The sequence below is a fragment of the Maribellus maritimus genome, assembly GCF_022267315.1.
Classification (GTDB): Bacteria; Bacteroidota; Bacteroidia; order Bacteroidales; family Prolixibacteraceae; genus Draconibacterium; species Draconibacterium maritimum.
On the sequence record NZ_JAIKLE010000006.1, the window covers coordinates 159,344 to 174,709 of the forward strand.

The 15,366-nt window shown below is 40.1% G+C and carries 11 protein-coding genes; all 11 read left to right on the forward strand.

What is annotated here, in order from left to right; all coding sequences use genetic code 11:
- The first annotated feature begins 141 nt into the window (after positions 1-141).
- The 11 genes from K5G00_RS07680 to K5G00_RS07730 all read left to right on the forward strand — a co-directional run bounded on the left by K5G00_RS07680 (position 142) and on the right by K5G00_RS07730 (position 15,362).
- Entirely contained in the window at positions 142-1,083 is a 942-nt protein-coding gene (locus K5G00_RS07680; protein ID WP_238765554.1) for a class II fructose-bisphosphate aldolase, read from the forward strand.
- A 3-nt stretch (positions 1,084-1,086) separates the two neighbouring features.
- A complete protein-coding gene (gene iolB / locus K5G00_RS07685; protein ID WP_238765555.1) occupies positions 1,087-1,971 on the forward strand; it encodes a 5-deoxy-glucuronate isomerase in 885 nt (294 codons plus the stop codon).
- A gap of 1 nt (position 1,972) precedes the next feature.
- Positions 1,973-2,992 (forward strand): 5-dehydro-2-deoxygluconokinase, encoded by a 1,020-nt coding sequence (iolC, locus tag K5G00_RS07690; protein WP_238765556.1) that lies wholly within the window; start codon positions 1,973-1,975, stop codon positions 2,990-2,992.
- A gap of 10 nt (positions 2,993-3,002) precedes the next feature.
- On the forward strand, positions 3,003-4,868 hold the full coding sequence (gene iolD / locus K5G00_RS07695) for a 3D-(3,5/4)-trihydroxycyclohexane-1,2-dione acylhydrolase (decyclizing) (protein WP_238765557.1): 1,866 nt from the start codon (positions 3,003-3,005) through the stop codon (positions 4,866-4,868).
- Between the two features lie 27 nt (positions 4,869-4,895).
- Positions 4,896-6,473, forward strand: a complete 1,578-nt coding sequence (locus K5G00_RS07700) for a solute:sodium symporter family transporter (protein WP_238765558.1) — start codon at positions 4,896-4,898, stop codon at positions 6,471-6,473.
- A gap of 18 nt (positions 6,474-6,491) precedes the next feature.
- Complete coding sequence (locus K5G00_RS07705) at positions 6,492-7,967, forward strand: CoA-acylating methylmalonate-semialdehyde dehydrogenase (protein WP_238765559.1); 1,476 nt, start codon at positions 6,492-6,494, stop codon at positions 7,965-7,967.
- Between the two features lie 13 nt (positions 7,968-7,980).
- Positions 7,981-8,880: a sugar phosphate isomerase/epimerase family protein gene (locus tag K5G00_RS07710; protein WP_238765560.1), complete on the forward strand. Its 900-nt coding sequence runs from the start codon at positions 7,981-7,983 to the stop codon at positions 8,878-8,880.
- A gap of 19 nt (positions 8,881-8,899) precedes the next feature.
- Positions 8,900-9,916: an inositol 2-dehydrogenase gene (iolG, locus tag K5G00_RS07715; RefSeq protein ID WP_238765561.1), complete on the forward strand. Its 1,017-nt coding sequence runs from the start codon at positions 8,900-8,902 to the stop codon at positions 9,914-9,916.
- Positions 9,917-10,155: 239 nt separating this feature from the next.
- Positions 10,156-10,767, forward strand: a complete 612-nt coding sequence (locus K5G00_RS07720) for an RNA polymerase sigma factor (RefSeq protein WP_238765562.1) — start codon at positions 10,156-10,158, stop codon at positions 10,765-10,767.
- 58 nt (positions 10,768-10,825) lie between these two features.
- Entirely contained in the window at positions 10,826-12,010 is a 1,185-nt protein-coding gene (locus K5G00_RS07725) for a FecR family protein (RefSeq protein WP_238765563.1), read from the forward strand.
- A 142-nt stretch (positions 12,011-12,152) separates the two neighbouring features.
- Complete coding sequence (locus K5G00_RS07730) at positions 12,153-15,362, forward strand: TonB-dependent receptor (protein WP_238765564.1); 3,210 nt, start codon at positions 12,153-12,155, stop codon at positions 15,360-15,362.
- Positions 15,363-15,366 lie beyond the last annotated feature (4 nt).

Below are 15,366 nucleotides of genomic sequence, written 5' to 3' on the forward strand. Positions count from 1 at the left end.
TCTTGTTATTCCCTATTATTTTGCTCTGAATCAATACTTTTTTATGCAAACCTTTGCATAAAGTTTTTGCCTGTTTTATTTGTATTGAGTATAAATAATGATTTAAATTTAGGAAGTATAACTAAATCAATAAAGGCAAAAATGCTTGTTTCAACCAGTGAACTATTCAGAAAATGTTACAGCAGGTATGGAATTGCTGCGGTAAACGTTTGGGATATGGAGCAAATTCACGGATTGTTTGCTGCAGCTCAAAAATCGAACTCTCCTTTTATTATTCAAACCACACCGGTTGCCCGAAATTATGCTTCTTCTGAAATGTTGATTGCAATGATTTCGGCGGCAGCTAAAATTTATCCCAAAACAGTTTTTGCCATTCATCTCGATCATGGAAACAAAGAACATGCATTCCAAAGTATCCGGTCGGGAGATTACACCTCGGTTATGATTGATGCATCACACGAACCCTTTGATGAGAATGTGAAAATTACCAAAGAGATTGTTGAAGAAGCACATAAAAAAAGCATTTCGGTTGAAGCTGAATTAGGGGTTTTAAGTGGTGTGGAAGATGATTTGGTTGTGGATGAAAAGAATAAAAAATATACACAGCCAGACGAAGTTGTTGAATTTGTTGAACAAGCCGGATGCGATAGTTTGGCGGTTGCCGTTGGAACAAGCCACGGTGCATATAAATTTTCAGGAAAACAGGGACTTCAGTTTGATATTCTGGAAGAGATTCAGCAAAAATTACCCGGATTTCCTCTGGTTCTCCATGGCGGTTCGGCAGTAAATAAGGATGAGATACAACGAATAAATGCAGCCGGTGGTCAGTTGGGTATTGATGCAAAAGGAGTTTCAGACAATGAAATCATTAAGGCAATTCAGTTTGGCGTGTGCAAAATAAACATTGCAACCGATGCCCGTTTGATTTGGACGCGTGTTGTTCGTGAATTTTTTAAGTATTCTCCGGCTCAGTTCGATCCCATTGTTCCGGGGAAATCATATATGGAAGCGTTTGAAATGTTTTGCATCAAAAAATTTGAATTGTTCAAATCGATAGGAAAAGCAAGTGAATTTAAAAGTTAAATCATGATAAGAGATAAAAAATACAGATTATTGGCGAAGCCAGAGCCGAATAACGGAATTTACCAGAGTGTTTTAAAGGAAGAAACAGGTTGGCAGTATTTAAATTTTCAGGCCCGGTTAATGAAAAAAGGCGAAATATGGGAAGGAAACACAGAGGGTAATGAATATGCCATTATTTTACTTGGAGGTAATTTTTCCGTAAAATCCGACAAAGGAAACTGGGAAACAAAAAATGGGCGAAAAGACGTTTTTAGCGGAATTGCCCATTCGCTGTATCTTCCGCGGAACACAAAGTTTGAATTAACCGCCGAAAGCGAAGTTCTCGATATTGCTTACGGTTGGTGTGAGACGGATCAAGACCATCCTGCGTATTTTAAACGCCCGGAGGAAGCCGCCATTGAAATTCGTGGCGGCGATAATGCAACACGTCAGATCAATAGTTTGCTTCAACCCGGATTCGACTGTCATCGTTTGGTTTCGGTGGAAGTTTACACGCCATCGGGGAACTGGAGCTCATTTCCGGCGCATAAACACGACGATCGAAAAGTGGATGATAAAGGCAATGTAACGGAGGCATGTCTAGAGGAAACATATTTTTATAAAATAGACAAACCACAGGGATTTGCTATTCAGCAGGTATACAACGACGACCGAAGTCTGGATGAAATTGCCGTTGCTCGTAATAACGATATTGTACTTGTTCCTGGCGGATATCACCCCGTTGTTGCCGGACATGGATACAATGTGTATTATCTTAATTTTTTAACCGGAAGCGACCAGTCGCTTGCCAATACTGACGATCCGGAACACGAATGGATATACAATTCGTGGAAGGGACTTGATCCGAGAGTACCTGTTGTAACAGCCGAAATGAATAATTTGAAATAATATGAGTGAGCCGGAAAAAATTTATGACGTAACAACGTATGGAAGGTCATCCATTGATTTGTACTCGCAGGAAGTGGGTAGCCCGTTTGAAGAGATACCTGGTTTCCATGCTTTTGTTGGTGGTTCACCTCTGAATATCGCAGTGGGGTGCAGCCGTTTGGGATTAAATGCCTCTTTGCTTACCGGGGTTGGGAAAGACAAGGTGGGAGATTTTTTGCTAAATTTTTTGAAAAAGGAAAAAGTGGTTACAGAAAATATACCTGTAATTGACGGAGCCAGAAGTTCAGCGGTTATTCTCGGAATTGAACCACCCGACCGTTTTCCGCTGGTGTATTACCGCGATAATTGTGCTGACTCGCAAATAACCATCGATCATGTGCTGAAAGCAGGGATCGAAAAGTCGCGCATGCTGGAAGTATCGGGAACAGCTTTGAATATTGAACCAACGCGAAGTTCTGCTTTTCTGGCGGCTGAAATAGCCCGTAAAAATGAAATCCCGGTTATGCTTGATCTTGATTTTCGCGCTGACCAATGGCACGATATCCGCGCATTTGGAGTTACTACCCGCGCATTTATGCGAAATGCCAATATCGTTTTGGGAACCGAAGAAGAAGTACTCGCGGCTTTTCTAACGCATGAATCACAGTTAAAAATAAGCCACCAACAAATTTCCGCGCCCGAAATAAAAGGGGATATTGACGCAGCTATCCAGGGAATTTTGAGTTTTGGCGTTGATGCACTGATATTAAAAACCGGCTCGCGTGGTGCGATTGTTTATCTAACGGACGGAACCATTCAGGAAGTTCCCGGTTTCCCGGTGGAGGTTGTAAATATTCTTGGTGCCGGTGATGCATTTGCGGCAGGTTTTATCTATGGTTATCTGAAAGGTTGGAATTGGTATAAGTGCTGCCGGATGGGAAATGCCTGTGGAGCACATGTGGTTACCCAATTGGGCTGCGCCAATTTTACACCCTACGAAAATGAGATTCTCGAATTTATTGAATCACAAGGTGGATTTTAATTCTATTAAAATGGAAACAATAAAATTAACGGTTGCGCAGGCAACCATGAAATACCTCAAAAATCAGTATTCTGAAAGAGACGGAATAGAACAGCCCTTTTTTGCGGGTTGTTTTGGAATTTTTGGGCATGGAAACCTGGCCGGTTTTGGTCAGGCCTTGCAACAGGAACCCGATTTCAGATACTACCTCGTCCGGAACGAACAGGCAGCGGTACACACTTCAGCCGGTTACGCCAAAATGAAAAATCGCTTATCCACTTTTGCGTGTGTTTCTTCTATTGGTCCAGGGGCTACGAATATGGTAACCGCAGCAGCCGGAGCAACCATAAACCGTCTTCCGGTTTTGTTGATGCCCGGGGATATTTTTGCACAACGGACTGTCGCGCCGGTGCTTCAACAATTTGAGTCGCCATCGTCGCAGGATATTTCAGTAAACGACTGTTTTAAACCGGTTTCAAAATACTGGGATCGCATAAACCGGCCCGAACAACTGATAACTTCACTCCCGGAGGTAATGCGTGTATTAACCTCACCTGCCGACACGGGTGCTGTTACACTTTGTATTCCGCAGGATGTACAAGCTGAAGCTTTTGATTTTCCTGCTGAAATGTTTGAAAAAAGAGTATGGCATGTACCACGGCCGCGTGCTGATGTTCAGGCAATAAAGAGGGCAGTTGATTTAATTCGTCTGGCAAAAAATCCGATGATAATTGCCGGAGGCGGAGTAATTTACAGCGAAGCGGAAACAGCGCTTAAAAACTTTGTCCATTCAACAGGTATTCCCGTGGGCGAAACATTTGCCGGAAAAGGTTCGTTGCCGTATGACGATCCGCACAATCTTGGCGCTACAGGCGCTACCGGAACGGAAGGTGCCAATGCCATAAGTTCTGTTGCCGATTTGGTTATTGGAATTGGTACCAGGTACAGCGACTTTACAACCGCGTCAAAAACAGCTTTTCAAAACAAAAAGGTAAAATTCATCAATATTAATATTACTGAATTTGATGGTTATAAACACAGCGGACTGGCACTTACCGGCGATGCAAAAGTAATTTTGGAAGAGCTTCTTGAAAAACTTGAAAATTATAAAGTAGATGAAGCATATCGAAAGAAAGTGGCTGAATTCAACAAAAGCTGGGACGAAAAGGTAGCGGCAGCATACAAGGCTGACGGAGAGGAAGTTCCAAGTCAGTCGGAAGTGATTGGTGCTGTAAATAATTTTATTGAGCCCAAAGATGTTGTTCTGTGTGCTTCAGGGAGTGCTCCGGGTGATTTACACAAATTGTGGCGTACCAGCGATTCAAAAGGCTTTCATTTGGAATACGGTTATTCGTGTATGGGGTACGAAATATCAGGCGGACTGGGTGCAAAAATGGCCTGTCCCGATCGTGAAATTTACGTGATTTTGGGTGATGGTGGTTACTTAATGATGCCTTCTGAAATTATAACTTCTCTGCAGGAAGGATACAAACTCACCATCATATTAATTGATAATAACGGATTTGCAAGTATCGGCGGTTTGTCAAAATCGATCGGAAGCGAAGGTTTCGGTACAAAATATTTATATCGCGATAAATCTTCCGGGCAACTGGAAGGAGAACGCCTGCCTGTTGACTTGGCTAAAAACGCCGAAAGTCTGGGTGCCAAAGTATATAAAACCAGAGATGTTGCCTCTTTTAACGAAGCTTTAAAAATGGCAAAAACGGAAGAACGCACCACGGTTATTTATATACAAACAGTACCCGAAAGGAAAATTGCAGGTTATGGTTATGCCTGGTGGGACGTGCCCATAGCCGAAGTTTCTGAATCGAAATCAGTAAAAAAAGCCCGAAAAAACTATGATGAACAAAAGAAAAAACAAAGATATTTTTTTTAACTGACTAAAACTGTGACATCCTAAACTATGCTAACATTACTTACCTTTATTGGCTTTACGGCTTTTGTCGCTTTTTATACCTGGTATAAACTGCGAAAAGACAAAATGGATTCCTCCGACGGATATTTTCTTGGTGGCAGAAGTTTGCCAGGTGTAATCATTGCCGGTTCAATGTTACTTACCAACATTTCCACCGAACATTTGATCGGAATGAACGGTTCGTCCTACAAAAATGGATTTATAATTATTGGCTGGGAGGTGACTTCTGCACTCGCTTTGGTTGTTGCAGCTGTTATTTTTATTCCCAGATATCTGAAACTGGGTTTAACAACCATTCCCGAGTATCTTGAAAAACGTTTCGATGGTTTTACCCGGAGTCTGGTTGCGCTTTTTTTGGTAATATCATTTGTAGTAACGCTTTTACCGATTGTTCTGTACACCGGCGCTATAAACCTTGAAAGTATTTTTAATATTTCGGAGGTATTGGGTGTAAGCCAAACAGAAGGATTGTGGATAACTGTGGTTGGCATCGGAATAATCGGTTCGGTATACGCCATTTTTGGTGGATTAAAAGCTGTTGCTCTGTCTGACTCGATTAATGGAATAGGGTTACTTGCCGGTGGTATTCTTGTTCCGGTAATTGCTTTGTTTGGTATCGGTAACGGGAATATTATGGATGGCCTTTTAAAAGTATTTCATAATGCTCCTGAAAAGTTTAATGTAATTGGTGAAAAGAATTCGGTAATGCCTTTTGGAGTTTTGTTTACCGGATTAATAATTAACCAGCTCTATTTTTGGGGAATGAACCAAACCATCATTCAACGGGCATTTGCAGCCAGGAATCTGAAAGAAGCTCAGAAAGGATTATTGTTTACCGGAGTTTTAAAAATTTTGGTGCCAATAATTATTATTCTGCCGGGTGTTATCGCATTTTACTATTTTGGAGATTCTATGTACGATGATCAGGATCTCATCTATCCTGCCCTGATTAAAAAGGTTCTCCCGGTGTATTTAACAGGATTTTTTGCAGCCGTCGTGATGGGGGCCGTTTTAAGTACCTTCAACAGTGTATTAAACAGCGCCGCTACAATTTTTAGTATTGATGTTTATAAACGTTTAATAAAAAAAGATGCTGCGGAAAAACGACTCGTTTGGGTGGGACGTTTTTTGTCATCAATTTTAGCTGTTACGGCAATTCTAGCTGCTCCCCTGGTTGCAAAAGCTCCCGAAGGTTTGTATCAGCTCCTCCAGCAATTGAACGGTATATTTTTTATTCCCATAGCCACAATTATGCTGGCAGGATTTTTTATGGAAAAGATATCAGCAGTGGGGGCAAAAGCGGCACTGATTTTTGGTTTGATTTATTATATCGTTACCACATTCATATTAAAGGTCGATATTCATTTTATACATAACTGGGGAATCGAATTTGTGTTGAATGTCATAATTATGTACACGGTGTCCTACTTTTATCCACGTAAGAACTACAGTATTCGTACTGCTCCGGTAAAAATGGAAATGGTTCCCTGGAAATATACTCCCCATCTTTCTGTGGTGCTCTTCGTGATTACAATAATGATTTATATACTACTCGGACAAACTTGAAAATTAAATATCAACAATATGGAAGTTTTAAAAAATTATATCAACGGAACCTGGCAGGAAAGCAGGGAAAAACAAACAAAAGACGTCATTAATCCCGCAAGCCAGGAAATACTGGCAAAGGTTCCATTTGGAGAGAACACAAATTTGGATGTGAAAGAGGCCGTTTCGGCTGCCGGTGTAGCTTTGAAGGAATGGCGTAATGTACCGGTGATGAAACGGGTACAGCCACTCTACAAATTAAAACAGCTGATTGAGGAAAACATTGAAGAAATAGCGAAACTGATTACACTTGAATGCGGAAAAAGTTATGCTGAATCGGTTGCGGAAATGCAACGTGGAATCGAAAATATAGAAACCGCCTGTGCTACTCCAACCTTGATGCAAAGCGAGTTCTCTGAGAATATCGCAACAGGCATAGATGAATTTATGATTCGGCAGCCAGTGGGAGTATGTGCATGCATTTCTCCCTTTAATTTTCCGGGGATGATTCCTTTTTGGTTTATGCCTTATGCACTTGCCTGTGGTAACAGTTTTATTCTGAAACCGTCGGAAAAAGTGCCGCTAACCATGATGAAAGTGTTTGAACTAATCGATCAGTTGGACTTGCCAAAAGGATTGATAAACCTGGTGCATGGCGGAAGGGAGAGTGTCGATGCGTTGCTTGATAACTCCGAAGTAAAAGCTATAAGTTTTGTTGGCTCAACAAAAGTGGCCCGGTATATTTATCAACGTGGAACAACAAACGGCAAAAGAGTGCAGGCACAGGGAGGTGCCAAAAACCCGGTAATTGTAATGCCCGATGCCGATATTGAAATGACAACTAAAATTATTGCTGACAGTGTTTATGGCTGTGCAGGCCAACGGTGTCTGGCAGCATCAAATATTGTTACTGTCGGTGATAAGAACGGACAGATAAGAGATTCGCTTGTTGAAGCGGCGAAAAAGAAAACCACGGGTTTTGGTCTCAAGAAAGGAGTGGAAATGGGGCCGGTTATCACCCCCGAAAGTAAAACAAGGGTAGAACAACTTATAAATAAAGGAATCGATGAAGGAGCAAATTTGCTTTTGGATGGAAGAAATGCTACCATCAGCGGTTTTGAAAAGGGAAACTTTATAAAACCAACTATCCTCGAGAACGTTCCGCTGGATGGCGAAGTTATCAAAACCGAGATTTTTGGCCCGGTAATGAGTTTGCTGCCAATGAATACAATTGATGAGGCAATTGATTTTGTAAACAGTAACAGCTACGGAAATATGGCCTGTTTGTTTACTACCAGCGGACTCAATGCACGAACATTCCGAAACCGTGCAAATGCCGGGAATATCGGAATCAACATTGGAGTTGCAGCGCCCATGGCACAATTTCCTTTTAGTGGGTGGAACGACAGTTTTTTTGGTGATTTGCACGGGCAGGGAAGACACGCCATCGAGTTTTTTACACAAACAAAAGTGGTTATCGAACGATGGCCAAAAGAATGGACAAGAAAATTCTAAAAGATATCAGGTTATGATTCAAATAGCTAATGCTCCCTGTTCCTGGGGAGCCCTCGAATTTGATTTGGAAGGAAAATCGCTGGGATATAAACAAGTCCTTTCAGAAATGGTGGAAACCGGGTATGCCGGAACCGAACTGGGCGACTGGGGATTTATGCCAACAAATCCGGATGAGTTAAATAAAGCACTGGAGAACAAAAATCTGCAATTGCTCGGTGCATTTGTTCCCGTTGCGATGGCAAAATCGGAAGCTCACGATGAGGGTGTTGCACTTGCTTTAAAAACAGCAGAGTTGATGTATAATGCTGGTTACAGAAATGCCTTTATTGTCTTGGCTGATGAAAATGGTTCTGTTGAAGTACGAACCAAAAATGCGGGACGGATAACACCGGAAATGGGTTTGAATGAAAAGCAGTGGAAAATATTTGCTTCCGGTGCGGAAGAGGTAGCCAAAGCCGTAAAAGACAAATTTGGAATGCGGACTGTTTTTCATCACCACTGTGGAGGTTATGTAGAAACGGCTGTCGAGGTTGACAAACTGATGCAACTTACCAATCCCGAATTGCTGGGATTATGTCTTGACATGGGACATTTTGCATTTGGAGGTGGCGACCCGGTTGAAGCCCTGGAAAAATATTACAGCCGGATATGGCATGTTCATTTTAAAGATTTTGATCCAGGAGTTGGGAAGGAATCACAGGTGAATAAGTACGACTATTTTAAATCAGTAGAAAAAGGTGTTTTTTGTGAACTCGGAAAAGGGAATGTTGATTTTCCTGCTATTGTTAACATTCTCAAAAGTAGAGGGTACGAGGGCTGGATAGTGGTTGAACAGGATGTCCTTCCCGGAATGGGATCACCAAAAAAATGTGCCGATTGGAACAGGCAATATATTAAATCACTTGGACTTTAACAGAATAAAATAAACCAAAATGAGTAAAATAAAAGTAGCTGTTGCCGGTTTGGGCAGAATAGGAAAAATACATCTGAAAAATTTGTGCAGAAACTTTCCCGAAATTGAGGTTGTGGCTGTAATGGATGTTGAAGATGCTTCAAAAAAAATTGCAGATGAATTTAATGTGCCGGTTTTTGTAAAAAGTTTTGATGAACTGCTGGCGGTTGAAGGAGTTGACGCGGTTGTAATTTGTTCGCCAACTGATACACATGCCGATTATGTTGTAAAAGCAGCAAATGCCGGGAAACAGATTTTTTGTGAGAAACCGCTCGATTTATCGCTGGACCGGGTGAAAGAAGTGTTGGAAATCGTTGAAAAATCAGGCGTGAAATTGATGCTTGGATTTAACAGACGTTTTGATCCTGAATTTAAAAAAATAAAACAACTGGTTGAAGATGACGCGATTGGTGAAGTTCAGATTGTTAAAATTACCAGCCGTGATCCCGGGCCGCCTCCGGTTTCGTATATCAAAGTTTCCGGTGGGCTGTTTCTTGATATGACAATTCATGATTTTGATATGGCACGTTTTATTTCAGGGAAAGCCGTAAAAGAAGTTTTTGCCAAGGGTGCCGTGATGGTCGATCCGGAAATTGGAAAAGCAGGAGATATTGATACTGCAATTATTACGCTGACTTTTGAAGACGACTCAATGGCGGTAATCGATAATTGCAGGAAAGCAGTTTATGGCTACGACCAACGTTTGGAAGTGTTTGGAAGTAAAGGAATGGCACAGGCGGAAAATAACTTTCCCAACAACCATAAATTGTATACGGAATCAGGGATTTCAGGAGACTTGCCTCTGCATTTTTTCCTCGAACGTTATGATGCGTCGTACAATCAGGAAATGAGCGAATTTATTGAGGCCTTGGTTTCCGGGAGCGAGATGCCGGTTGGTGGCAATGACGGATTACTTTCTATTGCAATCGGATTGGCAGCAAAGAAATCGGTAGCTGAAGGCCGGCCGGTAAAGGTAGAAGAGGTATTGATAGAATAAGAAATGTTACATAATTCAAATTTTGATTTTATGTTTTGTGGTCCAACTTTTCTGCCTGCTCGTTCATTATCAGAAATAGCAGGCCGTTGTTTCTTTATTAAAAATGAAATAAAAGTTTAACAATTTTTCTACCTGATATCGATGTTTTGGATATTCCTTTGTAGCAGGAGGATGTGATAAGGAGTTGAAAATTGGATTTAGTTGCATTTGAAATTTTCGAAACGTTAACAAAAGTTTGGATGAAGGATAACAATGTTAAAAGTGTTGATTTTTTATGGTACCTGTTTTTAAATGGTGACGATAAAGTGTTTTCCGCCATATACCATCAATACATTGAGAGGTTGCTTTCCTACGGTTACAAACTTTGTCAGGATAGAGATTTGGTACATGACAGCATCCAGGAAATGTTTCTCGACCTTTTTCTCAAAAGAAAAAAGACCGGAAAAAAAATCGGAAATTTAAAAGCTTATCTTTTTGTTGCGTTCAGAAATGGTTTGATTAAAAAAATAAAGAAACAAAATAAATATAAATCCATTGAATTAGTTGAAGATGCTGAAAATAAGTATTTTGATAGCAATTATGATATTCAGAATGAATTAATTGACTTTGATATTTCGAATGAATTAAAGGAAAAGCTTTCAGTCGCAGTAAACAATTTATCTCCCAAACAAAAGGAAATTATTTATTTGAAATTTGAGGAAGGACTGGAGTACACAGAGATTTCAGCGATTATGAAAATTTCGGTTGAGTCTTCGCGAAAGTTATTATATCGGGCACTTCTTGCTCTTAGAAAAATTTTGGATCCCAAAACGGTTGAAGTGTTTTTTACACTGTTTTTCAAAAAAAGTTAGCCAATCATGTCCATATTCTGACGATTATTGACTCCTACTTCCAGCTAAGCATTAGTAAATGAAGAAATTTTTATCATATTTCGAAAATCAAAAATTTGTAAAATGGGTTTTTAATCCAAATGAAGAACTGGACTACTACTGGGAGGAGTTCATCAGAAAGAATCCTAAGGAAAAAGATCAGATTCAACAGTCCCGGATAGTATTGCTTTCGTTAAAATCAAAAAAAACAAAGGATTTAAAAGATATTCCACACGAACTATTTTCCAAAATTTCAAATAACATACATCAAAAGAAAAAGCAATTTACAACAGTTCGGGTAATTTTTGGTGTTCTCAGGTATTCTGCTGTTGCAGTTCTGTTTTTTACCTTGGGAATTGTATTTTATACTTACCGGAAACCGGTTAGTTATCTGGATGTTTATAAACAAAATACCGAAATGCAGTCGGTTGGAAATGCTCAGCTTATTTTGGGGAACGGCGAAAATGTTCAGATTCCGGAGAAAGAATCTGAAATCGTTTACCAGCCCAACGGAAAGATTGTTATTAATAAAAAAGATACAGTAGTTTCAAAAACCGATTTCTCTGAAACAGATGTAAATCAATTGATAGTTCCTTACGGTAAAAATGCTTCGATAAAGCTACCTGATGGTTCATTTGCATACCTGAACGCAGGCTCACGATTAATTTATCCTTCTGCTTTTGAAAAAAATAAAAGAGAGGTCCTTTTAATTGGAGAGGGGTATTTTGAAGTTAAGCACAACAACGAAATTCCATTTATAGTCAGAACCAATGAAGTTGAAGTAGTAGATTTGGGTACTGAATTCAATGTTTCTGCCTATCCTTCCGACAATGTTATAGAAACAGTTTTGGTGGAGGGGATAGTAAAAATAAGAAGAAATGGTTTTCATCTTTTATATAGTGAGTATATCCTTGAACCCAATCAAAGAGCAGCCTATAACAAACAAAATTCTGAAACAAAAATAACATCAGTGGATGTAATAAATTATGTGTCATGGCATGTAGGTTATCTGAATTTTGAAACTTCAGATTTAAGCCGGATAGTCAAAAAACTGGAGCGCTATTATAATATTCGGATTGTACTGGCAGATCCGGTTTTGGGAATTCGTACAATTTCAGGAAAACTAAAGCTGGAAGAAGATAAAGAAAGTGTATTAAAAGTGCTTGCAAAAACAGCATCTGTTCAACTTGAAAAGATAAATGAAACGACCTATAAAATGAGATAAAAAAAAACCGGCTGGTGTTCCAGCACCTTCCGGTTTTAATACTTAGTTAACTATTGTTTAAATTAAACGTAACAAATCTATGAAAAAATCGCGAATGAGGTGTCTTTTCATTTGGGAAGGGCAGAATTTAAATTTTAGAAAAATGAAACTAACTCTCCTGTTTTCGTTTTTGGTTTTTACAGCTTCGTGGGCGAATTCTTTTTCCCAGTCTACAAAACTAAACCTGAATTTGAAAAATGTAGCGGTTCAGGACTTAATTCAGGAAATTGAAAACCAGACTGATTTTTATTTTTTGTACCAGGATGATGTATTTCGTAATGATCAAAAAATTACCATCAATGCGAAAGATGAATCGCTTGATGTGATATTAAAAGAACTTGAAGAACAAGCATCCGTTAACGCGGAGATTGCTGGTCATCAGATTATTCTGAGTAAGAAAACGGGTAAATTGGAAGATATGCAGCAACAAACCAAACAAGTTACGGGGGTTGTAGTCGACGATGACGGTGTGTCGATACCCGGTGTTTCTGTAGTTGCGAAAGGTACATCAGTCGGTACTGTCACCAATGCCGAAGGAACATTTCAACTTGATATACCGGTGGGTACAGAAACCCTTTTATTTTCTTTTGTGGGTAAAAGGTCTCAGGAAGTTAGTGTGGATGGGAAGACTTTTTTTAGCATTGTTATGCAGCAGGAGGCAATCGGGATTGAAGAAGTGGTGGCCATCGGCTATGGAAGTCAAAAGAAGCGGGATATTACCGGGGCGGTTACTTCTGTAAGAAGTGAAAATTTTAATAAGGGAGTTACAACATCTCCCGGGCAGTTGTTGCAAGGGAAAGTATCCGGTGTAAATATTACATCGTCGAGTGGCGCGCCGGGAAGCGGGCAGAGAATTACTATTCGGGGACAGGGCACCATTCGTCAGGGGTCAGGTCCTTTATTTGTTGTTGATGGGTTCCCCATTGGACTTGCAGGAACAGGGTCAGGAACAAGCCCTTTAAACTTTATTAATCCCGAGGATATTGAAACGATGGATGTTTTAAAGGATGCTTCAGCAACGGCTATTTATGGTTCCCGGGGCGCAAACGGAGTAATACTGATTACAACAAAAAGGGGAAAATCAGGTGCTTCAAATGTATCAATCACTTCAAATATTGGAATATCTAGCATTTCAAAGAAATTGCCTGTTTTAAGTGCAGACGAGTTTCGCAAAAAGGTTGTTGAAATTGGTGGTATACTCGAAGACAGAGGAGGAAATACTGATTGGCAGGATGAATTAACGCGAACTGTAATTACCCAGGATCAAAATCTTGTTATGTCGGGAGGGTCAGACAAGCTTACCTACCGTGCTTCCCTGGGCTATCTTGATCAGAAGGGGATTGTAATTAATACAGGTATTAAAAGATATAGCGGAAGAGTCAATGCAACTCAAAAATTACTGGATGGCAGGTTAACGATTGATTTTAACCTTAATTCTACCATCGAAAAAGGTGAAAATGCTCATATGGGAACAGTGGTTTCCAATATGCTTAGTTTTAATCCAACATATCCGGCTTATGATTCAAATGGCGAGCCAATTAAATATCCGGATTTGATAAACCCGCTCAGCCAGGCAGAACTATTCACAGATTTTAGTGAGAGCCGTAAAATGATTATCAACATAACTCCTTCATTTGAAATTATTGACGGCTTGATATACAAACTCAATTTTGGATACGAGAACAGGTCAAGCGATTCTGATGCACAGGAAATGCCAAGTACGGATCCTTATGTTCAGGGATACTTGGAACAAACTTTTTATAACGGAACGAATACCCTTATAGAAAACTATCTGACCTATACTTTAGATGTTGAGAGCCATAATATTAGTTTATTGGCAGGGTATTCTTATCAAAAAGACAATGCAAGATCACGGAGTTGGAATATAACCCAGTTTGAAGCTAATGATATTGAACCCCGTTACAATCCGGGTAACGGGCAAATTCTTGACCTCGCAACAAACCGTCCCGGTGGTTGGGCACAGATTAATGAGTTACAATCGTATTTTGGTAGAGCAACCTATAGTTACCAGGGAAAATATATGGTAACAGGAACGGTCAGGGTAGATGGTTCATCAAAATTTGGGGGAAATAACAAATACGGTACATTCCCGTCGTTTGCTGCAGGATGGAGAATTTCAGAAGAATCTTTTATGGAATCGTTGCCGTTTAGCAACTTAAAACTTCGTGCCGGCTGGGGACAAACCGGGAATCAGGAAATTCCACCCAAGATTACAAAAGAGTCTTTCCAGTCTTCAAACAGCGGTTCTTACAGTTATCCATTATCTGAAACTGGGGTTTACCCGGTTGGAACAGTTTATACACGTTTGGCAAATCCTGACATTCAGTGGGAGGTTTCTACCCAAACAAATGTTGGTTTGGATTTTGGATTGTTTGATGGTGCACTTTCCGGTACTGTGGATTATTTCCATAAAGTTTCGAACAATATTCTGGTCGAGGTGCCTTCATTTGATCCGGTTTCTCCTGCGCCTACATACTGGACCAATGTTGAAGGGATGAATATCATCAATAACGGATTGGAAATAGCTTTGGATTATCAACACTGGAACGATAACGGATTCTCTTATTCCTTTGGAGCAAATGCAACATTTATTGATAATGTGGTTGAAGATTCTCCGTTTACCGTATTAACAACGGGAGCAGCTTCGGGTTCGGGTCAAACGGGTGCCACAATTAACGGTATGATAAATGGTTATCCGATAGGCTCTTTTTATATGCAAAAATTCACCGGAATTGGCTCCGATGGTCTTTCTACATACGAGCCTCCCCTGGAGACTGATGGCGATGACCGTTATGTTGTTGGAAGTGCACTGCCCGATGTAATGTACAACTTTTATGCAAACTTGAGTTACAAAAGATTTGATTTAAGCCTTAATTTTAATGGAGTGTCTGGCAATGAGATTTATAACCATACAGCTATGAACAAATTTTATAAAGGCCAGCTTGCTACTTCAAATAATGTAGTAGCTAAAGCGCTTGAGTTTCCTGAAGAAGCTATTACAAACGCAGCCCTCGTGTCGACACGTTATCTCGAAGACGGTTCTTTTCTTCGTTTGAACAATTTGACTTTAGGATATGATTTTGATACAAATGCACTGGGTATTGGAAATTGGGCGAAGAGACTGCGCCTGTCTCTTACAGGTCAGAATTTATTTGTGATAACAAATTACAGTGGGTTTGATCCTGAAGTAAATCAGGATAAATCAACCGGAGGAGTACAATCCTTTGGAATAGACGACAACGGCTATCCCAAAGCCAGAACATTTGTAATTGGACTAAACATAACCTTTTAACTAA